The sequence below is a fragment of the Arthrobacter bussei genome (assembly GCF_009377195.2).
In the GTDB taxonomy this organism is placed as follows: Bacteria; Actinomycetota; Actinomycetes; order Actinomycetales; family Micrococcaceae; genus Arthrobacter_D; species Arthrobacter_D bussei.
This window is the reverse complement of the sequence record NZ_VJXX01000006.1, coordinates 117,948-139,680: the sequence shown is the minus strand read 5'-3', so window position 1 is coordinate 139,680 and position 21,733 is coordinate 117,948. Positions and strand designations below refer to the sequence as shown.

Genomic DNA, 21,733 nt, shown 5'->3' with positions numbered 1-21,733 from the left:
GCATCCCGGTGGGGACCTGGACACGGCCCTTCCGAGTCCTGTCCACCCTCCGGCTCGCACAGCATGAAAGGACCCGAGATGCAGCCCATCATCGACACGGCAGCAGTATCCAGGCTTGCTGCCGACATCGGCTCGCCGCGCGCAGCGGCGTCATTCGTCTCGCGGTTCACCGATCTGCTCGACGAGCGCATCCTCGGCATCGAGCGCTCCTTCCGGAGCGCGGATCCAACCCAGTGGCACGAGAGCGTCGCAGGGCTGCGGAGCGCTGCGGCGACCGCCGGCGCCGGGCGGGTGCAGGCGACGGCGACGCTGCTGCTCGCTGATGACCTGGACGCCCGCACCGCGCTCGCCCTGATCGGGCAACTGCGCTCCGACGCCCGGATCTTCACCCTCGCGCATTCGTCGCTCTGCGAGGAGCAGGCTTTCGCCGAACGACTCGCGATGCGCCGCTTCGCCTGAGTCAGACAGTCGTCCTCACTGCTTGACCTGGACCTCGACCCACGCGCCGGTGCACGCGTTCAGGCCCGGATCAGCGGCAGCACGAGCAGCGCGGCGAGCGCGTCCACGCCGCCGCCGTCGTCGTCCGGCTCCACCTCACGGATCCGGATCACGGGGTAACGCCGGCCTCCGGCACGTAGGTGTCCCGCCACCGCGCGAGCTCCGCGAAGAATTCCGAGCGCGCCGGCTCGGGCGAGAGGGCCAGATCGTGGATGCCCCCACGGATCCGCACCAGCGTGACGTGGCGCCCGAGGCGCGGGGACCGGGCAGCGATGTGCGCGACATCGAGCACCACGTCCGTCGAGGAGATCCTGGCGGGCTCCTTCACTGGGTTCGACGTCGCGTCCGAGCACGCCACGAGGACCGGGCAGTCGATCGCGAGGCCACGGTTGAGCTCGGCGTGGGCGCGGCGGACAGCGGCGAGCCACCCGGCCACCACGGGGAACCCGCCGTGCGGCTTCCACGCGAGGTCGTAGCTCCACTCCCCTCCGCTGCCGCTGTGGAGGTACCGCCCGTACGCGGACCCGAGCGTGCCGACGACGGTGCGCGGCTTGAGCGCGCCGATCCGGTGGACCGCGGCGGTCCCGACGGTGCGCTGAAACACGCTCGCGTTGAGGTCGAACCAGGGGCTGTTGAGCACGAGCGCGTCCACGATCCCCCGGCCGCGCCGCCGGTGCGCCCACAGCGAGGTGATGAGGCCACCGGTCGAGTGCCCCATCACCACGAGGACGTCATGGCCCTCGTCCTCCCGGATGATGCGTGCCGCAGTGTCGAGTTCCTCGTCGTAGTGATCGAGCGCGGTGATGTAGTTCGGCGTCTGGTGCTCGCGGAGCGATCGGCCGTACTTCCGCAGGTCCAGTGCGTACACGTCGAACCCGGCCTCCAGCCAGGCGTCCGCGAGATTCGTCTGGAAGAAGTAGTCCACGAAGCCGTGCACGTACAGGACCGCCCGGCGCGAGGTCCCCGAGGCGCGACGACGGACGAGCGTCGCCACGACCTCGCCCTCGTCGTCCCCCGCCAGCGGGAGCGTCCGTGCCTCGTACCCTGCGCCCAGGAGGTCCTCGCGGTACTCGTCCTGATGCTCCGGCGTCGTCGTCACTGATGGTCCTCCCTGACCTCGAACGGGGTGAGGGGACCGGTCCACCGCCGGTCCTCGCCGGCGGACACCGGGCGTTCATCCACCGCCATGTCCCGGTCACCAGTGTGTCATCGGTCACGGGTATGCTGACGCCACCGCATACCAACAGGAGCTGATTCACCGTGTCACAAAGCCTCAACCGGGGGCACCGTCGCGCACTCACGGCCATCGCCGTCGGCTGCGCCGCCGCCCTCACCCTCGCACCCGCAGCGACCGCCGCACCCGGCGGAACCAAGGGCGGATCCAAGGACAGCACGGTCTCGATCACCGTCATGGGCACCAGCGATCTCCACGGCTACATCGAGAACTGGGACTACTTCAAGAACGCCGATTACGACGACGCGGCCGGCAACGACGTCGGGATCGCCAAGATCTCGACGCTCGTGAACCAGGTCCGCGCAGACCGCGGCGCCGGGTCCACCCTGCTGATCGACAACGGCGACACCATCCAGGGCACGTCCCTCACGGACTACTACGCCAACACCGAGCCGGTGGACGAGACCGGCGAGCTGCACCCCATGGCCGCCGCGATGAACGCCATGGGCTACGACTCCACCACGCTCGGCAACCACGAGTTCAACTACGGGCTGCCGCTGCTGCGCACCTACGAGGAGCAGCTCGACTTCCCGCTGCTCGGTGCCAACGTCAAGGACGCGACCACCGGCGGGGACGCTTTCACGCCCTATGTGATCAAGACGGTCAAGCTCAAGGGCCAGAAGCCCATCAAGGTGGGCATCCTCGGGCTGACCACGCCCGGCAGCGCCATCTGGGACAAGAACAACGTCGAGGGGCAGCTCGAGTTCCTCGACATGGTGGAGCAGGCGAAGAAGTACGTTCCGGAGATGAAGTCCGCGGGGGCGGACGTCGTCGTGGTCAGCTCGCACTCCGGCCCCTCGGGCACGTCCTCCTACGGCGGCGACCTCCCGATCGAGAACGCGTCGACGCTGATCGCCGAGCAGGTGCCGGGCATCGATGCGATCCTTGCGGGCCACGAGCACCAGGAGATCCCGGAGCGGTTCGTCACCAATCGGCAGACCGGCGAGCAGATCCTGCTCACCGAGCCGAAGAACTGGGGCATGCGCCTGTCCGTCATGGACTTCGAGCTCGTCAAGGTACGGGGCCAGTGGGACGTCGCGTCGGCGAACTCCGAGCTGCTGAACTCCAACACCGTCCCTGCCGACCCGAAGATCTCGGCGATCGCCGCCGAGCAGCACCGGACGACGATCGACTACGTCAACACGGCCATCGGTACGGCGACGGAGACCATGTCAGCGGCCGACTCGCGCTTCCGCGACACGGCCGTCATGGACTTCGTCAACGACGTCCAGGCCAAGGCCGTCGACAAGGCCCTCGACGGGACCCCGAACGCCGACCTGCCGGTCCTGTCCATCGTCGCGCCCTTCAACCGTGCAGCGGTGATCCCCGAGGGGCCCGTCACCATCCGCGACATGGCCGGACTGTACGTCTTCCCGAACACGCTGTTCGGCGTCGAGATGACCGGCGCCCAGGTCAAGGACTACCTCGAGTACTCGGCCAAGTACTTCACCCAGACCGCCGTCGGCGCTCCGGTCGATCCGGCCACGCTGACCAATGCCGCGGGCACGCCGGACTACAACTACGACATGATGTCCGGCGTCAGCTATGACATCGACATCAGCAGGCCCGTGGGACAGCGCATCGTCGACCTGAGCTACGCCGGTGCGCCGATCGATCCCGCGCAGCGGTTCGCGGTAGCGACGAACAACTACCGGCAGTCCGGCGGTGGGAACTTCCCGCACATCGCCACGGCTCCGGTCCTCGTCAACCAGACCACGGAGATCCGTCAGCTGCTCATCGACTACCTGATCGCCGAGGGCACGATCGATCCGAGCACGTTCTTCGAGGAGAACTGGAAGCTCACCCGCGACGGCCTGCCCGTCGTCGAGTAGCCCATCACGGCAGCTCCGCCCCCGGCGTTCCGGTGCCCTGCGTCCGCAGGATCGGACGCCCGGACCGGAGCAAGCACCCGCCGGAGCCGACGGACGCAGTGAACCGACGGACGCAGTGAACGAATGGCAGCAGGACGTGGACCCCGTGTCCGCGTCCTGCTGCCGTTCGTCCTAGATTTGGTGCATGAGCATCGACATCACGACGGCGACCGTCGCCGACGCGGCGGCCCTCGCCGCCTGCGCCGCCGTCACGTTCCCCCTGGCCTGCCCGCCCGATTCCCCTCCGGAGGAGATCCAGCGGCACATCGAGACGCAGCTCTCGGAGGAGCGCTTCGCCGAGGTGCTGGCCCGGCCGGGGCACACCGTCCTGTGCATCCGCGAGGGGCACCGGGTGGCGGGCTGGAGCATGGTGGTCCTGGATCCTCCGTCGGACGCGGACGTGCTCGCAGCCCTCTCGCTCACTCCGACGGCGGAACTGAGCAAGTTCTACGTCCACCCCGACCTGCACGGCAGCGGATCGTCATCGGCCCTGATGACGGCGACGCTGCAGCACGCAGCCGGGTCCGGCCTCCCGGGCATCTGGCTCGGCGTCAACCAGGAGAACGCCCGAGCCCTCCGGTTCTACGGCAAGCACGGCTTCGGTGTGGTGGGGACCAAGCGCTTCCAGCTGGGAGACCGTTTCGAGGACGATTTCATCATGGAGCAGGCCCTCCCCGCAGTGGCCACCGCCGTCTGACGTCCGGGCGCTACTCGACCGTCAGCTCGCCCATGCGGCCCCAGCCCTCGGCGGCGATCCGCTCGCTGATGATCTCCGGCGTCTCGACGAGCGCCTGCGGCATGTCCTGCATGGCCTGCGAGAAGTGGTCGCTGTTGACGTGCGCTTCGGCGGCGTCGTCCTGGAACGCCTCGATGAGGATGAACCGGTTGGGGTCCTCGACGCTGCGTGACCAGTCGAACCAGAGGTTGCCCGCCTCGCGGCGGGTGGCCTCGGTGAAGTCGCGCGTGAGGTCGATCCAGCGGTCGCTCCACTCGGGCTTCACGGTGAACTTGACGACGATGAAGATCATGGGATGGTGCCTTCCTGATGGAGGAACTGCTCGGACATACACCTCCAACCTATAAGCTCCGGGCCGGCCGCTGCAGGCGGACGGCACACCTGTGGAGGACTGTTGTCAGATCGACAGGCTGGGGTGGAGCTTCTCCAGGGTCCACGAACGACGCCGGTGCGACGCGTACACGGAGAGGGCGGCGGCGAGGGCGAAGACGATCAGCAGCTGAGCGACGGACGCCCAGACGATGCCCGTGTCACCTCCCGCGATGAGGTGCCGCAGCCCGGTGACGGCGTGCGTCATGGGCAGCAGCGGGCTGAGGACCTGGAAGAAGCCGGGCTCCGTCGCGACGGGATAGGTGCCCCCGGCGGAGGTCAGCTGCAGCATCAGCAGGACGAGCGCCACGAGCCGCCCCACCCCGCCGAGCAGCCCGACGAGCGCCTGGTGGATCGCCGTGAACACGAGCGCCGTGAGGACGGTGAAGGCGACCAGGCCCACCGGGTGCGGCGTGGTCAGGCCGAGGCCGGCCAGCAGGATCGCGAGCAGGACCCCCGCCTGGAGCACGGCGAACAGCGCGCCCTGCAGGTACCCGGCGGCAGACACGCGCCAGGACGACGCCGAGGAGGCCAGGGCCCGCGGCGAGACGGCGCGGAGGACGGTGTAGGTCACGATCCCGCCGACCCAGAGCGCCAGGGGGATGAAGTAGGGCGCCATGCCCTCGCCGTAGGCGTCCACCGCGTTGGCGTGCGTCCGTTCGATCGAGACGGGTGAGGCTCCCACGGAAGCGAGCTCGGCCCGCTCCGCGTCGTCGGGGTCGGGCACCTGGCCGGCCCCCTCGCCGAGCTGCTGCGCGAGGTCCTGTGAGCCCGTCGACAGGGAGCCCAGCCCGCCCTCGAGGCTCGTGGCGCCGTCGTAGGCCTCGCCGGACCCGTCGGCCAGCACTGCTGCCCCTCCGGCGACGTCGCCCGCACCCGTGCTCAGCGTCGACGCTCCGGCGGCGAGCGTGTCCGCGCCGTCGGACGCCGCGACGATCCCGTCGCGGAGGGCCGGGGTGTTCCGGGCGAGCGTCGCGGTGCCGGCGTCGAGCTGACCCAGCCCGTCGGCCAGGTCCGCCGCACCCTGGGCGACCTGCGCGGCCCCTGCCGACGCGTCGGTGGCGCCGGCGGCGAGCTGCCCCGCGCCCGTCACGAGGCTTCCCGCTCCGTCGGCGGCGGTGGACGCACCCGTGGCCGCGGCGTCCGCGCCGGCGGCGAGGTCCGACGCCGAGGACGCGAGGGCCCCGGCTCCGGCGGCCACCTGATCCGAACCGTCCGCAGCGGCGTCCGCGCCTGCGGCGAGCTGCTGGAGGGCCGCGAGCCGCTCGGCGTCGGTGAGCGAGTCATAGGTCTGCTGCAGCCGGGCGAGTCCGTCCGCCACCGCCCTCGACCCGGCGGCCGACTGCTCGGCGCCGCCCTGGATCTGGGCGGCACCTGTGGACAGTGCCGCGGCTCCCTGCCCCACCTGGCCGACGCCGTCCGCGACCTGCCGGGTGCCGTCCGCGAGGGCGGAGGCGGACGGGGTGAGGGCCGAGGCGCCGTCGGCGACGGACTGAGTTCCGGTTGCCAGCTGTGCGGCGCCGTCGCGCAGGGTCGCCGCTCCGGCCGAGGCCGCAGCCGCACCGTCGGCGAGCTGCAGGGACTGCGGGACGAGGTCCGCCGTCGCGCTGTCGAGACCGGCCAGGCCACCCGCGAGCTCACCGGACCCGGCCGCGAGGTCGGCAGCACCGGCGGCGACCTGCGCGCTGCCGGTGGACAGCTGCGCGGTCCCGTCCACGATGTCTCCCAGGCCGACGGCGAGGGAAGCGGACCCCTCGTCCGCGCTGCGGGCGCCGGCGGCGAGCTTGTCGGCGCCCTCGCCCGCCTCCACCAGCTTCCCGTGCAGGGACGAGAAGCCCAGGTAGATGCCGTCGAGGTAGTCCTCGGTGGCGCCCGACTGCACCTGGCGCTGCAGGGTGGCGGCCACGGTGTTGCCCACCTGGCCGACGATGAAGCTGTCGGCGTCGTCGGTGGTGATGTCGAGCATCGCCTGATCCGGCGACTCCCCGCCGAGCGAGGCGAGGCGGGAGGAGAAGTCGGCCGGGATGTCGAGGGTCGCCGCGTAGGTCCCGTCCTGCAGGCCGTCCTCGGCCTCGGCCCGGGTCACCTCCACCCAGGTGAAGCCGGCGTCGCCGGAGGAGGTCAGTGAGGCGGCGAGGTCATCGCCGGCCGAGACCATGGTGCCCGAGCCGTCGGGTCCGGTGGTCGGTGCGGGCTGGTCCTCGTTCACGACCGCGGCCGTCAGATGCTCGAGGTTGCCCGTCGGATCCCAGTTGGCGGCGAGATAGAGCCCGCCGTAGAGGGCCGGGATGATGGCGATCACGATGAGCGCGGCCCTGGACAGCAGGGTGGTGCGGAAGCGGGAGAGTTCGGTGCGGATCAGGGAGAACATGCGTCACCTGGTTTCTGGGGTGGGTCCCGAGGGAGCGACGGAGGTCGCCGGAGTGGGGGCGAACGCGGCGGGAGCCCCCAGCACCTGCACGACGGCGGGTCGCAGGGGCAGGGCGCTCAGTCGATGCGTCGGGTCGAGGACGTCGTCGAGTTCACGCCGCTCCTGGCAGGTGGCGACGACGGTCAGGGCGCCCGAGCCGGCGCGGGCCGTGCGCTCGACGGTGAGCAGCGCTGCCCAGGCGGCCCGCCGCTCGCCGACGGTGCGGAGCTGGTCCACGTCGTCGACGACGAGCATGTCGGGAGACGGGATGAGCGCGAGGAGCAGGCTGAGGGTGAAACGCGCGATCGGTGCGGTGTCCCGGATCAGCTCGCCGCGATGGAGCCTGGCCTGGTGGAGGGACGCGGCAGCGGGATCATCGCCGAAGGCGTCCTCGAGCGCGCCGAGCAGGTCATTGGCCGCGGAGATCGTCCTGTCGACCTGCCGGGGTGAGGCGGCGGGCTTCCACCAGGGGCCGGCGAGCGTGAGTGCCTCGGCCACGTGGTGCCGCACGGTGAGTGTCTCGTCGAGCGGCGCCACGGTGGCGTTGGCCGCGATCCCGACCCGCCGCCGGACGGCACCGGCGCGGCGAGGAAGGGCGAGGCCGAGCACCGAGAGGCGGCCGTTCGAGGGCGCGAGCCGACCGGAGAGCGCGAGCGCCAGGGCGGTCCTGCCCGTGCCGGACGGGCCGGCGAGGACCGCGAGGACACCGGCGGGAACGGTGAAGGAGATGCCCTCGAAGACGGTGCGCTTCCCTGCCTGCAGGGTGAGACCGTCGACGACGACGGCGGGGGGCGCGTCCGCGGATAGATCCGGCCGGTGAACGAGCGGGATGAGGGTCATGACGTCCTTCGACTTTCAATACTTTGGGTATTCAATACCAATGGTATCGTCTTTGCAGGAGGGCAGATGACCACGCAGAAGGACACGCCGGACACCACGGCCGGACGACCACGGCGCCGACCGCGCCGGGAGGACGTACGTGCGGGACTGCTCGCGGCCGCATTGGAGGTCTTCGAGGAGATCGGCTACGTCGCGGCCCGGCTCGACACCATCGCCGAACGTGCCGGCTACACGAAGGGCGCGGTCTACTCGAACTTCGGGTCCAAGCAGGAGCTGTTCGCGACCCTCCTGGGTGAACGCCTCGCCGACACCGCCGCGGACGTCCTCAGCCAGCTCGACCACCTCACCTCGCTCGAGGAGACGATCGCGCGGACGGCCCGTCATCTCGCCCGCGGCGTCCTGCGCGAGCAGCGCTGGCACGCGCTCGTCGTCGAGTTCGCCCTCCAGGCGGGTCGCGACCCCGACGTGGGCGCCGTGTTCAGGGAGCACCGGCGCAACCGCCGCTCACTGCTCGCCACGACCCTCGCAGAGCGGGCCGCACCCTTTGGGGCGCCGTCCGACCCGGAGCACTACACCGTCTTCGCGACGATCCTGCTGGCCACCATCAACGGCATGGCCGTCGAATGCGCGGCCGATCCGGAGGCCGTCACGGAGGAGCAGATCACGGGCAGCATCTCCGCCGTCCTCCGCGCGGCCTTGGCGTCCTGAACCCGTGGACCGGCACGCCGCCCTGTCCGTCGTCGTCGCCCTGGTGCTGGCCTACGCCCTCTTCCTCGCCTGCCTCGCGGTCTACGCACGGCGGCACCCGGACGTGCTCTCGCTGACCGACGCAGTGCGCCTCGGCCCGGACATCCTCCGGCTCGTCCGGCGGCTCGCCGCGGACCGTGCACTGCCTCGTCGGAGCCGCCTGCTGCTCCTGGGACTCCTCGCCTACCTGCTGCTCCCGATCGACCTCGTTCCGGATGTCCTGCCCGTCGTCGGATACGCGGACGACCTCGTCCTGATCGCCGTCGTCCTCCGCGCGGTGGTGCGCTCCGCGGGCCCGGACGCACTGCGGCGCCACTGGCCGGGGTCCGACGGCGGCCTCCGCCTGGTGCGCGCCCTGGCCGGGCTCAGGGACCCGGGCGAGGATCGCAATACGGCGTAACGGAAACGCGGGCGCGTCTTTCGCCGAGGCGTAATCTCCTGCAGATGCAGCACTCACCGGGGCAGATCCCCACACTCGACCTCAGCAGCGCACGCTCCACCGATGGCTCCTTCACCCCCGGGTTCATCGAGGAACTGCGCACCGCCGCACACACCGTCGGCTTCTTCCACATCGTCAACTACGGCTCCGCACCAGGGCAGGTCGACGACCTCTTCGACATCACCCGCCGCTTCTTCGCCCTGCCGCTCGAGGAACGCCTGACGATCGTCAACCGCACCTCGCCGCACTTCCGCGGCTACGCCGGACTCGGCACCGAGATCACGCGCGGCCGACCGGACGCACGGGAGCAGATCGACTTCTCCCCCGAACGCGAGCCCGTCACCGACTACCCCGCGGACGAGCCCTACTGGCTCCTGCAGGGCCCGAACCTGTGGCCGCGCGAGGCGCTGCCGGAGCTCGAGGTCCGGGCCATGGAGTGGGCCGCCCTCATGTCCCGGGTCGGCGCTGAACTGCTCTCGGCCATCGCCGTCGCCCTCCACCTGCCGGAGGACTACTTCGCGGCGCCGTTCGAGGGAACACCTGCATGGATGGCGAAGCTCGTGCACTACGTGGGCGGCGTGGTCGAGGGCGCCGGTTCGCAGGGCGTCGGCTCCCACGCCGACTACGGCTTCGTGACGCTCCTGCTGCAGGACGCCGTCGGGGGCCTCGAGGTCCTCCCCCACGGGACCGAGCAGTGGGTCCCCGTCACGCCGATCCCGGGCGCCCTCGTGGTGAACCTCGGCGAGATGCTCGAGGTCGCCACCGAGGGCTACCTCGCAGCGACCGTCCACCGCGTCACCGCGCCCGCCCCCGGAGTCGACCGCTACGCCATCCCGTTCTTCTGGTCGCCCCGCCTGGATGCCGTGATCGAGCCGGTGCCGCTGACGGAGGAGCTGCGTGCCGCTGCCCGCGGCATCTCGGACGACCCCGAGAACCCCATGCTGTCCTCGTACGGCTCGAACGTCCTGAAGGGCCGCGTCCGTGCGCACCCGGACGTCACCGAGCTCCACCACCCGGAGCTCGCCCGCCGGTAGGCCGGTCGTCGCCCGGTCGGAGGATCGGCTCGCCCGTCACGGCACGGGACCGGACGGGACACGGGAACGACGACGGCGGCACCCGCGAGGGTGCCGCCGTCGCCGTCGTCCGGAAGGCTGTCAGGCCTCGCCCATCATGAGGCCCTCGATGGAGTGCTTCTGCGTGATCGGCGTCAGCTCGTCGACGACCGGGCACACCACGTGGCGCCGCACGCGCTCGGGCAGTGCGTCATGAAAGGGCTTCGTCACGGCCATGGAGTGGTGTTCCGCGTTCCCGGCTCCCGGCGCGTCGATGCCGAGCACCAGGACCGGCCGGGACTTCTGCGATTCGTTCCTCGTGCCGCGGTGGATGGTCAGCGCGGAGCGCGCCGAGATGTCTCCCATGCGCGGATACTTCCGCTCGGCGAGTGCCTCGTACCGCGGATAGGCGGACTTCGGCGGGAACATCTCGTGGTCGAAGCCCTCCGGCAGGTCCCACTGGGTCCCCGGTGCCACCTCGAAGGGCCCCATGTCCTCCTCGGTGTCCACCGCGGTGAGGTTGAAGGCGAGGGAGGTGAGCCGCCCGTGCTCCCTGGTCTCCGCCGGCATGGGGAAGTCACGGTGCCACGGCTGATTGACCGCACCGGGCCCGGGGACGTCGAACCCGAGCTCCACGATCTCGTAGTCCGGGCCGAGCACGGCTTCGCTGACCATGCGGACCCACGGGTGGTCCACGAGGTCCACCCAGCCGCGCAGCTGTTCCGGGTGGATCTCCACGTAGTGTCGCTTCGGGCCGCGGCCCACGGCGCCGTTCGGCCGTGCGAGGGCCTCGGCGAGGGCGGCGTCGATGTCCTCGCGCATTTCCGCGGCCCACTCGCGCGTGAAGGCGCCCTGCTGCGCGATCACCCCGCGGGTGTACAGCCCCTCGACGGCGGCGGCCGCCTCGGGGGTCGCGCCCTCCGGTACCGGGATCTCCCGGGGCGGCGTCCCTGCTGCGATGTCACTCATGCGTGTTCCCCCCTCGGTCCCATGACGATCTTCCGGATCTCGGCCACCGGCAGCTTCGGCTTCCGGTTCTCGTCCGTCAGTCCGTTGGCTTCCTGCAGCGTGTCGGTCAGCTGGGTGTAGCAGAAGCCCGAGAGGACCGGGCTGTCGTAGAGCGCGGAGAAGAGGGCCTGCAACCGACGGGCGAAGTCCTCGTCGGAGTCCGCCGTGGAGTAGCCCCACGTCTCGATGGGGCTGTTCGGTGCGTAGAGGATCCCGCCGAACTCGGACACCATCACGGGTTCGGTCCGGGGCAGGTCCGGCAGTACGCTCAATCGGCGGCCCGCCGGCCCCACTCCCCTGGCCACGATGTCGAACGCGGCGGCATCCCGGTAACTCGCATTCAGGTCCTCGTACGTGGTCGCGTAGTCGTGGATGGTGAAGAGGTCGGACTCCACGTGCTCCCAGCCGTCGTTGGAGATGACCGGTCGGGAGCCGTCGAGGGCCTTGGTGAGGTGGTACATGGCCTGGGCGAAGTGGCGCTGCTCGGCGCTGTGGGCGATCTGCTGCACGCCCCAGCTCTCGTTGAGCGGCACCCACGTGACGATGCAGGGGTGCGACCGGTCACGCTGGACCACGCTGACCCACTCGCGGGAGACCCGCTCCATGGCGGTGGGCGAGAACTCGAAGGTGCTGCCCATCTCGCCCCAGACGAGCAGGCCCAGCCGGTCCGCCCAGTACAGGAAGCGCGGGTCCTCGACCTTCTCGTGGAGGCGCGCCGCGTTGAAGCCGAGATCCTTGATCAGCTGGACCTCCTCGCGGAGGGCGTGCGCGTCGGGCGCCGCGAGGAGCGACTCCGGCCAGTAGCCCTGCTCCAGGACGGAGCGGACGTAGTAGGGCCGGTCGTTGAGCAGGAAGTGGCGCCCGGCGGTACCGACGCTGCGCAGGCCGAAGTAGGACCAGATCTCGTCGACGACGGACCCGTCGCCGTCGAGCAGGGCCACCGTCGCGTCGATGAGGCGGGGATCCTCCGGCGACCACAGCAGTGACTCGTAGGCCTGGCCGTTGGCCTGATGCGGGATGACGCAGTCCAGGACGACACGGGGCTGCGAGGCCGATGCCGTGTAGCTGCCGAGCGGGTGGCCCGCATAGCTGAGGTCCACGCGCACGGTCCGGGCGGTGTGCCGCTGCGGCGAGAGTTCGAGCTCGAGGCGGACCGATCCCTTCGGGACGTCCGGCTCCCAGACGGCGCCCTCGATGAACGCGGCCGGCACGGACTCGAGCCAGACCGGCTGCCAGATGCCCGTGGTGCGGTGGTACCAGATGACGTGGGGGTCCTCCAGCCAGTCCTGCTTGCCGCGGGGCTGGGCGACGTCGTGCGGATCATCCTCGGCGCGCACCACCAGGGACAGCTCGGGGGCGGCCGCCGCATGATCGGTGATGTCGAAGCTGAAGGGGCTCTGGCCGCCCTCGTGGGACCCGACGAGGGCACCGTTGATCCAGACCGTGGCCCGGTAGTCGACGGCACCGAAGTGCAGCAGCAGGCGGTCGTCCGGTGCGGACCTCCCGCTCTCGACGACGTCCGCCCGGGTGAGGATGCGCCGGTACCAGACCACGGGGTGGAAGGTCGTGTCGTTCACGCCGGATCGGACGGACTCCGGCGGATACGGGACGGTGATGGTCAGGGGGAACGGCGTCGCCCCCGCGAACCAGTCGTCGGCGACGCCGGCGTCCTCGTCGTCGTACCTGAAGTCCCACTCTCCCCCGAGATCCGCCCACCCGTGGCGGACGAGTTGAGGCCGGGGGTAGGTCCCGTCCTGGAGGCTGGCCGTCGACACATCTGGATTCCGCATGCCGATATCCTGCCGCAGATTTTCAGCGCTGTAAAGACAACCTCACGAAGACAGGACGGCTGCCGCGACCGGGGCGCTCTCCCGCACGATGAGCGAGTGGGAGACGATGCGGTGGCGGCCGATGCCCTGGTAGCCGTCGATCCGCTCGCCGAGGAGCTGCAGGGCGGTCGCCGCCAGTTCACGCTTGTCCGGGGCGATCGAGGTGAGGGTCGGTGTGGCCCAGCGCCCCAGCTCGGTGTCGTCCCAGCCGACGACGGCGACATCCTCCGGCACGCGCACGCCGGCGGTCCGGAGGGCGTAGAGCGCACCCGTGGCGAAGCGGTCGTCACGGCAGACCAGGCCGTCGAGGCCGAGCCCCGCCTCCAGTGCCTCGCGGACGGCGCGGGCGCTCTCCTCGGGCGTGAAGTCGGTGACCGACAGGATCAGCCGGGGATCGAGCGGCATGCGCGCGTCGACCAGGCCCTGCTGGTAGCCGAGGAGCCGCTGGTCCGTGGATCCGGTGACATCGCCCTCGACCACGCCGAGGAAGGCGATCCGCCGCCTGCCCTGCGCCAGGAGATGCGCCACGCCCTCCTGGGCCGCGACGACGTTGTCGATCATCACGTGGTCGGCGGTGACGGGCATGGTGGACTCACCGAGCAGCACCACGGGCACGTCCCGCTTGAGCCTCGCGACCTCCATCGAGTTCATGCTCACGGGGTGGAAGATGACGCCGTCCACCACCCCGGCCTCGCGGTCGTTCAGCACCGCGCGCTCCGCTGCAGGGTTGCTCAGCGTCTGCTCGACCAGTACCCGGTAGCCGCGCGCGCTCGCCTCCTCGGCGATGTACCGGGAGAGCTCCGAGAAGTAGGGGTGGTCGATCTCGGGGATGGCCAGGGCGATCATGCCGGTCTTCCCCGTCGCCAGGCGCCGCGCCGTGAGATTCGGCTTGTACCCGAGCTCGTCGATGGCCTGCTGGACCTTCCGCCGCATCTCCGGCGTCACGTGGGGGTAGTCGTGGACGACGTTCGACACGGTCTTCATCGATACACCGGCGACCGCCGCCACATCGGCGAGTCGGACTTTTCTCATCTGCTGCTCCTCGGGCTCACCCCAAGTCTAGGACGGGTGGCAATGCGCCCCGTCGCCTCCGGGAGCAGGGCCCGGGAAGGGACTCTGGACAGTTTTTTTACAGCGCTGTAAGCTCGGTCACACGCCGCGCCATTCACTACGCGGCGTGCACGTTTTCAACGAGGAGGACACCATGATCCATACGAAGCGATCCCTGCGCGGGCGCCTGAGGGCTGCAACGGCCATCGGCGCCGTCGCGCTGCTCGGACTAACCGCATGCGGCGGCTCCGGTGGCGAAGAGGCTGCCAGCGAGTTCACCGGCGAATACACCGGACCCGCGGTGGAACTCTCCTTCTGGAACGGGTTCACGGGCGGCGACGGGCCGTTCATGGAACAGATGATCGAGGACTTCAACGCCGAGCACGAGAACATCAAGGTCAGCTCGAACACCATGCAGTGGGCGGACTTCTACCAGCGGCTCCCGGCGGCCGTGACGGCCGGCGAGGGACCCGACGTCGGCGTCATGCACCTCGACCAGCTCTCCACGATGGCCGCGCGCAACGTGATCGTCCCGGTCGACGACCTCGCCGAGACGCTGGAACTGAGCGGCGACGACTTCACCAAGGAGGTCTGGGACGCAGGCGTCTACCAGGACGAGCGGTTCGGCATCCCCCTGGATGTCCACTCCCTGGCCATGTACTACAACACGGAGCACTTCGAGAAGGCCGGCATCACCGAGGCTCCCACCGACGCAGCGTCCTTCGAGGACGCGCTCACCAAGCTCCAGGCCGCCGGCTACGAGAACCCGTTCTGGATGCCGACGCTGTGGCCCAGCCACCTGATGAACCTCTCCCTCCAGTGGCAGTACGGCAACGAACCGTATGACGCCGAGGCATCCAAGGCCAACTTCGCCTCGCCGGAAGGCCTCGAGGCCATCGATTGGCAGCGGAGCATCGTCGAGGACGGCTACAGCCCCTCGTCCGTGGCGATCGACTCGCAGTACGTCGCGTTCAAGAACGGCGAGACGTCGATCACCTGGGACGGCATCTGGCAGGTCAACGACCTCGACGCGTCCGGCCTGCCGTACGCGGCGGCTCCCATTCCCACCATCGGGGACGAGCAGGCCGTCTGGGCCAACTCGCACAACTTCTTCCTCCCCCGCCAGGCGCAGCCGGACCCGGACAAGCAGAACGCGGCCAAGGTGTTCATCGCCTGGCTGAGCGAGAACTCGGCCGAATGGGCCGGTTCGGGCATGATCCCCGCCCGTGAGTCCGTCCGTGCCGCCGGCGCCCTCGAGGGCCTCCCCCAGGCTCCCATCGCCGAGCAGATCGATTCCATGCGGTTCCTTCCGGCCGTCCCCGGCATCGGGGCCGTGCAGACGGAGACCCTCGAGGTCGCCGTCAGCAAGGCCGTCCTCGGAGAGGAATCGCCGGAAGACGCCATGACCGAGGCAGCGGACAACGCCTCGAAGCTCATGGAAGAGAACAAAGCGTCGTTCGGAGAGTAAGCACCATGACCACGCTGAGGGAACGAGAAGGGGGTGCCCCCGCACGTAAGGGGGCACCCCGCCCGTCGGGGACGGCGTCGCCGTCCCGAGAGATCCGCAAGCAGGCGGCAGCCACGCCCTGGCTCTTCCTGGCCCCGTACCTGGTCCTGTTCATCGCCTTCGTGCTCGTCCCGATCGTGTTCGGCGCCTGGATCAGCCTGCACACCTGGGACTACACGCGCCCGCTCAAGCCCTTCGTCGGCCTCGAGAACTACGCCGAGCTCTTCCGGTCCGGCAGCGGGCAGTTCACCAACTTCTGGGGATCGATGCGCGCCACAGGCATCTTCACCCTGTTCAGCGTGCCGCTCCTGCTCACCATCCCGCTCGCCGTGGCACTGCTCATGGCGAAGAAGTTCCCGGGCCGCAACTTCTTCCGGGCCATCTACTTCGCGCCCTATGTCCTGGGTGTCGCCGTCGTCGCCGTGATGTGGCGCTACCTGCTCGACAACAACATCGGCCTCGTCAACTACTACCTCGGCCTGGTCGGCCTGCCGAACGACATCGCCTGGACCACCTCCACCCCGGCCGCCTGGGTGGCTCTCGTCGGGGTGACCGTGTGGTGGACCCTCGGCTTCAACGCCGTCATCTACCTGGCCGGCCTGCAGGACATCCCCTCGGAGCTCTACGAGGCGGCCCGCATGGACGGGGCCAGCCCGTGGCAGCAGTTCGTCAATGTGACGCTGCCCGGTCTCCGGCCGGTGCTGTCCTTCGTGACCCTCACCACGCTGATCGCGTCGGTGAACATGTTCGGCCAGTCCTACCTGATCACCCAGGGCGGCCCGGGCAGGGAGACCCGCACCGCGATCTACCAGATCGCGGACACGGGCCTCCGTAACTTCCAGATGGGTAGCGCAGCCGCCATGAGCTACGTCCTGACCCTCTTCCTCATCTGCCTGAGCCTCGTGGTCTTCTGGCTGTTCCGCGAACGGAAGGACGCCCGATGAGCTCGAGTGTCGAGACACGCACCCCCCGCAGGACCGAGCCGGCCGAGAAGCCGCAGCGCAGGCTCCAGCCCCGGACCGTCCTCAAGATCGTCCTCCTCGCGCTGGTGGCACTGATCTTCGTCAGTCCGCTCATCTTCATGATCGTGACGTCGTTCAAGACGCGGAGCGACGCGACGGCGATCCCGCCGTCGTGGATCCCGAATCCCTTCTCGCTCGACGCGTACAAGGAGATCCTCGCCCCAGGGACCAACACCCCGGTCCTCCGGTGGTTCGCGAACAGCATGCTGGCCGCGATCATCCACTCGGCGCTCGTCGTGGTCACCGCGTCGCTGGCCGCGTACCCGCTGGCACGGATGAACTTCCGCGGGAAGAAGATCGTCTTCGCGGTCATCGTCGCCACCCTGCTGGTCCCCCCGGTCATCCTGGTCATCCCGAACTACCTGCTCGTCAGCGAACTCGGCTGGCTGAACTCGCTCATCGCGATCATCGTGCCCACGGCGGCCTCGGCGTTCGGCGTGTTCTTCATGCGGCAGTTCTTCATCTCGCTGCCGGACGACCTGGAGGAGGCGGCGCGGATCGACGGCGCCAACCGCTTCCAGATGTTCACCCGGATCATCCTGCCGCTCGCCAAGCCCGCCATGGCGACGCTCGCCCTGCTGGCCTTCCTGGGCAACTGGAACGACTTCCTGTGGCCCGTCTACGTGCTCTTCACACCCGAGGTGCAGACCCTGCCCCCCGGCCTGTCGACGCTGCAGTCGGCGAACGCGGTCCGGTACGACCTCCTGATGGCCGGTGCCGTGATCGCCAGCCTTCCCGTCCTCGCGCTCTTCGTGTTCCTCCAGCGCTTCATCATCGAGGGCGTCTCACGGTCCGGGGTCAAGGGGTGAACCCTCCGCTCCTGCGTCGGGTCCTCGGCCTGCTGGCGGTCGGTGCGCTCGCCGCAGCGACCGCCGGCTGCTCGCCGTCGGACACCCCCGACGACGCGGCCCCGGCCGAGGAGGCGAACGCCACCCGTGTGCTCGACGAGGAGTTCGCGGACCCGGACATCCTCGAGGTCGACGGCGTCTACTACGCGTACGCCTCCGCCGGCAACCGCAAGAACGTCCAGGTCGCGACGTCGACCGACCTCCTCGAGTGGGAGATGCTCGACGACGACGCCCTGCCGGAGCTGCCGTCCTGGACCATCCCGGGCAAGACCTGGGCGCCCGAGGTGACCGAGGTGGCGGACGGGCAGTTCGTCCTGTACTTCACCACGACGAACTTCAAGCCCGCCCTCCAGTGCATCGGCGTAGCGACGTCCACCGATCCGGCGGGACCCTTCACGGTGGCCGGTGACCGGATGCTGGTGTGTCCGGAGGCCGAGGGCGGCGCGATCGACGCCAGCACGTTCGCCACGGACACCGGCCTCAATCTCGTCTGGAAGAACGACGGCAACTGCTGCGACAAGGACACCTGGATCCAGACGGCTCCGCTCTCGGCCGACGGCCTGGCGCTGGCGGGACCGACCACGAGGCTCGTCAAGCAGACGCTCGACTGGGAGGGCCTGCTGGTCGAAGCGCCGACCGTGGTCCCGCGCGACGACGGCTTCGCCCTCCTGTACTCCAGCAACTTCTACGGGGACAGCTCCTACAACGTGGGGTATGCAACCGCCCCGGCACTGGAAGGCCCGTGGGAGAAGTCCCCCGAGCCCATCCTCTCCTCCGACTCGTTCGGCGGGGACCGCTACATCGGGCCGGGCGGGCAGGATCTCGCGACGGCACCCGACGACACCACCTACCTGCTCTTCCACAGCTGGGACGCCGCGGTCACCTACCGGTCGATGCATGCCGAACCCGTCGAGTGGCAGGGCTCCGACCTGCAGTTCACGCAGGAGTGAAACGGACGATCCGGGTTCTGTAAAGGCGTGCACCGGGCCCGCCGGCCGCTATGCCACGCGGCGGGCCCGCGTCAGGATGAGGACCGAGGGCGCACCCCGTGGTGCACGGCCGAGACCGATTCGGTGGGGACGTCGCTGGCTGCGACGAGGCGCTCCGCGTTCCATCCGACGCGGGCCCACGACGGTCCCGCTCCGATTCCAGCGAAGGATCCATCCCGATGAACACGAAGAGTCTCCTCGCAGTCCCCGTCCTCGCCCTCGGCGCCGTCGCCCTGGCGGGATCACCGGCCATGGCCGCGGACGGCACCTACTCGTCCACCCTCGGCCAGCTCAACGGCACCACGGGTACCGGCACCGTCACCCTCGACGTCGTCGGCGACCAGGCCACCGTCAACCTGCAGGTCTCCGGCCTGGCGCAGACGTTCATGGGCGCGCCGTACCCGCACGTGCAGCACATCCACGGCGGAGCCGCGGGCGTGTGCCCCACGCCCGCCGCGGACACCAACGCGGACGGCATCATCAGTGTCACCGAGAGCGCGCCGAGCTACGGCGGTATCCTGACGACCGTCACCACCTCCGGTCCCACCACTCCGGCCGAGGCGCTCAACACGCAGCTCGGCGGCCAGGGCGGGAGCTACGCGGTGCAGCGCACCTTCACGATCGACGCCGCGACCGTGGCGGCGCTCGAGAACGGCACGGCGGTCTTCAACGTGCACGGACTGGACCCGGCGACCACCCCGTCCACGCCCGAAGCCTTCAACGCGCCGAGTGACCTGACCCCGGATCTCCCCCTGGGCGCCACCTCCCCCGCGCTCTGCGGAACCCTGGTCAAGACCCAGATGGGTGCCATGCCGTCCGGCGGCGCGGATACCGGCGTGGCCGTCGAGGCGTCGTCGAACACCACCGGCATGATCGCCCTGAGCGGCGGACTGGTCCTCGTGGCCGCGGTCGGCGGCACCTACGCCGTCCGCCGGAGCACGGCGAAGGCCTCGTAGCCTCGGCTCGGCAGTGTGGCGGGAAGCCGCCGTCGGCGCCTACCGGTGCCGACGGCGGCTTCCGTACGTCCGGGCCGTCCCGCCGAGCGCCCGCCCGGGGAGGGTCACGCCGATCCGGGCGGGTCGACCCAGCGGATCCGGATGGGACCGCGGGCATCGCGGTCCACGCCCTCGCCGTGCTGCGTGACCTCCACCCGCCCCTCCGCGGCCAGGTCGAAGGCCAACCGGCGGGCGGCGGGCATCAACTCCCGCCACGTCCCGCCTCCGATGCTCCGCGCCGCGTCCGACGGGCAGAGCGTCTTCTCCGGCCCGCGCTGCTCCGCGATACGGAGGATCTCCGCCCGCAGCTCGCTCTCGGACGGCTGATCAGGCATGCCCGGGACGTTCCGGCGGCGAACCGGCGTCGCGCTTTCCGGTCGGACCCTGTGCCCGGCCCGACCGCTTCGGGTGCTCCGACCGCTTCGACTGCTCGGTGTCATTCGACTGCTCGGTGTGTTTCGGCTGCTGGGCCCGGTCCGCGCGATCCACCCGGCCGGCCTGCTCCGGCCGCTTCGGGTGCAGGGCGTCGAGCTCCTCGAGGGCGGCGGTCCAGCGGGCCGCGCGCTCGGCCGCGGTCTGGTCCCACCAGGCGGTCCCGCGTTCGCCGAGCCCCTCCTTCGCGAGCTGCACGGTCCGCCGCGCGCGCGGCAGCGCTGCGCCGTCGTCGCCCTTGGCACTGGTGCGGACGCCGGAGCGGCCGCGGCCGAGGTGGGACATCAGCCGGGCCCGCACATCCCCGGGAAGAGTGGGATCGGTCTTCCGCCAGCGCCGTCCGCTGTGGAGGAAGAAGCGTTCGTCGTCGGTGGTGTTCGCGAGATCCAGCATGCCGGCCTCAGCTCGACGAACCGGGCGGGCCGACGAGCAGCAGAACGGTGAAGACGACCGAGATCCCGACGATCGCGACGAACAGGGCCACGAGCGGGCTCCGCAGCACCCAGGCCTGCACCTGCTCGGCGGGATTGCGGGGTGCGTCGGCGCCCGGGGCCAGCCGCCACCCACCGCCCAGCCGGCCGCGACGCTCGATCCACCGCTCGAAGGGGACGGTCGCGAAGGGGATGATCGCGGAGGCGAGGCCGAGCAGGCCCGTCACCACAGGCCAGCGCTGGTTGATCCAGATGAAGATTGTGGTCACCACGAAGCAGAGGAACACGAAGCCGTGGACGGCGCCCGCGGGTGGCACGAGGGCCTCCGTGGTGCGCGTGACGTACTTGAGGAGCATGCCCAGCAGCAGGAAGGCCCAAGTCACCGCCTCGGCCACGGCGACGGTGCGGAAGAGCGTGCGGGGATTCATGGTCTGCTCCTGGTTCACGGTGGGTACCGCCAATTCTTCCATCCCGTCCCGTCCGTGCCCGACGCCGGACACGGAGAAGCCCCGGAGCCGTCCACTCCGGGGCCTCAACCGAACAGGATCAGGACTTGAAGGCGTCCTTGACGTTCGTCGCGGCGTCCTTCACGTTCTCGCCGGCCTGCTTGGTCGTCGCCGACGCCTGGTCCGCCTGGCCCTCGGCCTTCAGATCATGGTTGTCGGTGGCGTCGCCCACGGCCTCCTTGGCCTTGCCCGACAGTTCCTCGGCCTTGTTCTTCGCCTTGTCGATGAAGCTCATGTGCGTGTCCTTCCGCTGGGTTGCTGGTGTTCTCCCGTCCCGGGAGGTCCCGGGACGGGCGTTACTGCGTAACGTTCCTGGTCCTCGACGTCGAGGTGCTGACGTCGACGATGATGGCGACCGTCCGGGGCATCGCCTCGAGCGAGCCGGCGAGGCGTTCCACCGCTCCGCCGCGGATGGAGCGCACGGTGTCGCCGATGGACGCGCGGTGGTCCACCGTGGTGCGGATGGTGACGTCCGGCGCGGTGGAACTCCCCCGCAGCACGCTCCGCGACTTCTCCACGCCCGGCAGGCGCTCGATGTCCGCGTTGAGTGCTCCCTCGAGGACGGTCGGGTTGATCGTGACGAGCCCGTTGTCCTCGGCTCCGTGGAGCCGGTAGGTCCGGGTCCGACGACGCCTGGGGACCTGCGCCGCGAGCCAGGCCAGCCCCAGGAGGGCCAGCAGGACGCCGACGCCGGCGGCACCACCGAGGACGGCGGGTGCCGCGGCGGTCGCCGCAGGATCGACGTCGAGCAGTGGTGCCCCGTTCTCAGGAGCGGCCGCGCCGGGGATCACGGTGTCGAGGAGTCCTGCGGTGGCCACGACGAGTGCGGCGGCGCCGAGCAGGAGCAGGACACCGATGATGGCGAGCCAGGATCGGTTGAGTGCGGCGGGTGACTGCCTCATGGCCGTGTCCTTTCCGAA

At 70.2% G+C, this 21,733-nt stretch carries 23 protein-coding genes; 11 read left to right on the top strand and 12 right to left on the bottom strand.

What is annotated here, in order from left to right:
* The first annotated feature begins 78 nt into the window (after positions 1-78).
* Entirely contained in the window at positions 79-459 is a 381-nt protein-coding gene (locus tag FNH21_RS15135) for a hypothetical protein (protein ID WP_152816885.1), read from the top strand.
* A gap of 148 nt (positions 460-607) precedes the next feature.
* Here the strand turns inward: FNH21_RS15135 and FNH21_RS15130 are convergent, their stop codons facing one another.
* Complete coding sequence (locus FNH21_RS15130; RefSeq protein WP_191932038.1) at positions 608-1,597, bottom strand: alpha/beta fold hydrolase; 990 nt, start codon at positions 1,595-1,597, stop codon at positions 608-610.
* Positions 1,598-1,758: 161 nt separating this feature from the next.
* Here FNH21_RS15130 and FNH21_RS15125 point away from each other — a divergent pair, with 161 nt between their 5' ends.
* Positions 1,759-3,564 (top strand): 5'-nucleotidase C-terminal domain-containing protein, encoded by a 1,806-nt coding sequence (locus tag FNH21_RS15125; RefSeq protein WP_191932037.1) that lies wholly within the window; start codon positions 1,759-1,761, stop codon positions 3,562-3,564.
* Between the two features lie 184 nt (positions 3,565-3,748).
* Entirely contained in the window at positions 3,749-4,300 is a 552-nt protein-coding gene (locus tag FNH21_RS15120) for a GNAT family N-acetyltransferase (RefSeq protein ID WP_152816884.1), read from the top strand.
* A 10-nt stretch (positions 4,301-4,310) separates the two neighbouring features.
* Here the strand turns inward: FNH21_RS15120 and FNH21_RS15115 are convergent, their stop codons facing one another.
* The 3 genes from FNH21_RS15115 to FNH21_RS15105 all read right to left on the bottom strand — a co-directional run bounded on the left by FNH21_RS15115 (position 4,311) and on the right by FNH21_RS15105 (position 7,958).
* Positions 4,311-4,631, bottom strand: a complete 321-nt coding sequence (locus FNH21_RS15115) for a putative quinol monooxygenase (protein ID WP_152816883.1) — start codon at positions 4,629-4,631, stop codon at positions 4,311-4,313.
* 105 nt (positions 4,632-4,736) lie between these two features.
* Positions 4,737-7,079, bottom strand: a complete 2,343-nt coding sequence (locus tag FNH21_RS15110) for a YhgE/Pip family protein (protein ID WP_152816882.1) — start codon at positions 7,077-7,079, stop codon at positions 4,737-4,739.
* A 3-nt stretch (positions 7,080-7,082) separates the two neighbouring features.
* The gene (locus FNH21_RS15105; protein ID WP_152816881.1) at positions 7,083-7,958 is read right to left on the bottom strand and encodes an ATP-binding cassette domain-containing protein; all 876 of its coding nucleotides are present in this window, start codon (positions 7,956-7,958) and stop codon (positions 7,083-7,085) included.
* A 66-nt stretch (positions 7,959-8,024) separates the two neighbouring features.
* Here FNH21_RS15105 and FNH21_RS15100 point away from each other — a divergent pair, with 66 nt between their 5' ends.
* From FNH21_RS15100 to FNH21_RS15090, 3 genes are read left to right on the top strand one after another with little or no spacing between them, the layout of a single operon-like run.
* Positions 8,025-8,666: a TetR/AcrR family transcriptional regulator gene (locus FNH21_RS15100; RefSeq protein ID WP_152816880.1), complete on the top strand. Its 642-nt coding sequence runs from the start codon at positions 8,025-8,027 to the stop codon at positions 8,664-8,666.
* A gap of 4 nt (positions 8,667-8,670) precedes the next feature.
* Positions 8,671-9,105 carry a YkvA family protein gene (locus tag FNH21_RS15095; protein ID WP_338403308.1) on the top strand — a complete coding sequence of 145 codons (435 nt, stop codon included), beginning with the start codon at positions 8,671-8,673 and terminating at the stop codon, positions 9,103-9,105.
* A 44-nt stretch (positions 9,106-9,149) separates the two neighbouring features.
* Entirely contained in the window at positions 9,150-10,178 is a 1,029-nt protein-coding gene (locus tag FNH21_RS15090) for an isopenicillin N synthase family dioxygenase (protein ID WP_152816879.1), read from the top strand.
* Between the two features lie 120 nt (positions 10,179-10,298).
* On the opposite strand, the gene FNH21_RS15085 is transcribed toward FNH21_RS15090, so the two are convergent.
* From FNH21_RS15085 to FNH21_RS15075, 3 genes are read right to left on the bottom strand one after another with little or no spacing between them, the layout of a single operon-like run.
* Positions 10,299-11,165 (bottom strand): phytanoyl-CoA dioxygenase family protein, encoded by an 867-nt coding sequence (locus FNH21_RS15085; protein ID WP_152816878.1) that lies wholly within the window; start codon positions 11,163-11,165, stop codon positions 10,299-10,301.
* Positions 11,162-12,994, bottom strand: coding sequence for a glycoside hydrolase family 2 protein (locus FNH21_RS15080; RefSeq protein WP_152816877.1), 1,833 nt, complete (start codon positions 12,992-12,994; stop codon positions 11,162-11,164). The genes FNH21_RS15085 and FNH21_RS15080 overlap by 4 nt, the downstream gene beginning before the upstream one ends.
* A 42-nt stretch (positions 12,995-13,036) precedes the next feature.
* The gene (locus tag FNH21_RS15075) at positions 13,037-14,065 is read right to left on the bottom strand and encodes a LacI family DNA-binding transcriptional regulator (RefSeq protein WP_152816876.1); all 1,029 of its coding nucleotides are present in this window, start codon (positions 14,063-14,065) and stop codon (positions 13,037-13,039) included.
* Positions 14,066-14,210: 145 nt separating this feature from the next.
* Between FNH21_RS15075 and FNH21_RS15070 the strand changes: the two genes are divergently transcribed.
* The 5 genes from FNH21_RS15070 to FNH21_RS15050 all read left to right on the top strand — a co-directional run bounded on the left by FNH21_RS15070 (position 14,211) and on the right by FNH21_RS15050 (position 19,405).
* Entirely contained in the window at positions 14,211-15,551 is a 1,341-nt protein-coding gene (locus tag FNH21_RS15070; protein WP_152816875.1) for an extracellular solute-binding protein, read from the top strand.
* A gap of 5 nt (positions 15,552-15,556) precedes the next feature.
* On the top strand, positions 15,557-16,534 hold the full coding sequence (locus FNH21_RS15065; protein ID WP_152816874.1) for a carbohydrate ABC transporter permease: 978 nt from the start codon (positions 15,557-15,559) through the stop codon (positions 16,532-16,534).
* The gene (locus FNH21_RS15060; RefSeq protein WP_152816873.1) at positions 16,531-17,421 is read left to right on the top strand and encodes a carbohydrate ABC transporter permease; all 891 of its coding nucleotides are present in this window, start codon (positions 16,531-16,533) and stop codon (positions 17,419-17,421) included. The genes FNH21_RS15065 and FNH21_RS15060 overlap by 4 nt, the downstream gene beginning before the upstream one ends.
* Positions 17,418-18,410 (top strand): glycoside hydrolase family 43 protein, encoded by a 993-nt coding sequence (locus tag FNH21_RS15055; protein ID WP_338403307.1) that lies wholly within the window; start codon positions 17,418-17,420, stop codon positions 18,408-18,410. The genes FNH21_RS15060 and FNH21_RS15055 overlap by 4 nt, the downstream gene beginning before the upstream one ends.
* A 218-nt stretch (positions 18,411-18,628) precedes the next feature.
* On the top strand, positions 18,629-19,405 hold the full coding sequence (locus tag FNH21_RS15050) for a CHRD domain-containing protein (protein WP_152816872.1): 777 nt from the start codon (positions 18,629-18,631) through the stop codon (positions 19,403-19,405).
* A gap of 104 nt (positions 19,406-19,509) precedes the next feature.
* Here FNH21_RS15050 and FNH21_RS15045 read toward each other — a convergent pair whose 3' ends face one another.
* From FNH21_RS15045 to FNH21_RS15025, 5 genes are all read right to left on the bottom strand, one after another.
* Positions 19,510-19,779, bottom strand: a complete 270-nt coding sequence (locus FNH21_RS15045) for a DUF3253 domain-containing protein (protein WP_152816871.1) — start codon at positions 19,777-19,779, stop codon at positions 19,510-19,512.
* Complete coding sequence (locus tag FNH21_RS17445) at positions 19,772-20,269, bottom strand: 2-polyprenylphenol hydroxylase (protein WP_206687065.1); 498 nt, start codon at positions 20,267-20,269, stop codon at positions 19,772-19,774. Before FNH21_RS17445 ends, FNH21_RS15045 begins: the two co-directional genes overlap by 8 nt.
* A gap of 7 nt (positions 20,270-20,276) precedes the next feature.
* Positions 20,277-20,777, bottom strand: a complete 501-nt coding sequence (locus FNH21_RS15035; RefSeq protein ID WP_241743295.1) for a DUF3817 domain-containing protein — start codon at positions 20,775-20,777, stop codon at positions 20,277-20,279.
* 76 nt (positions 20,778-20,853) lie between these two features.
* Positions 20,854-21,048: a CsbD family protein gene (locus FNH21_RS15030; protein WP_055769639.1), complete on the bottom strand. Its 195-nt coding sequence runs from the start codon at positions 21,046-21,048 to the stop codon at positions 20,854-20,856.
* Positions 21,049-21,109: 61 nt separating this feature from the next.
* The gene (locus tag FNH21_RS15025; RefSeq protein WP_152816870.1) at positions 21,110-21,715 is read right to left on the bottom strand and encodes a hypothetical protein; all 606 of its coding nucleotides are present in this window, start codon (positions 21,713-21,715) and stop codon (positions 21,110-21,112) included.
* Between the last annotated feature and the right edge of the window lie 18 nt (positions 21,716-21,733).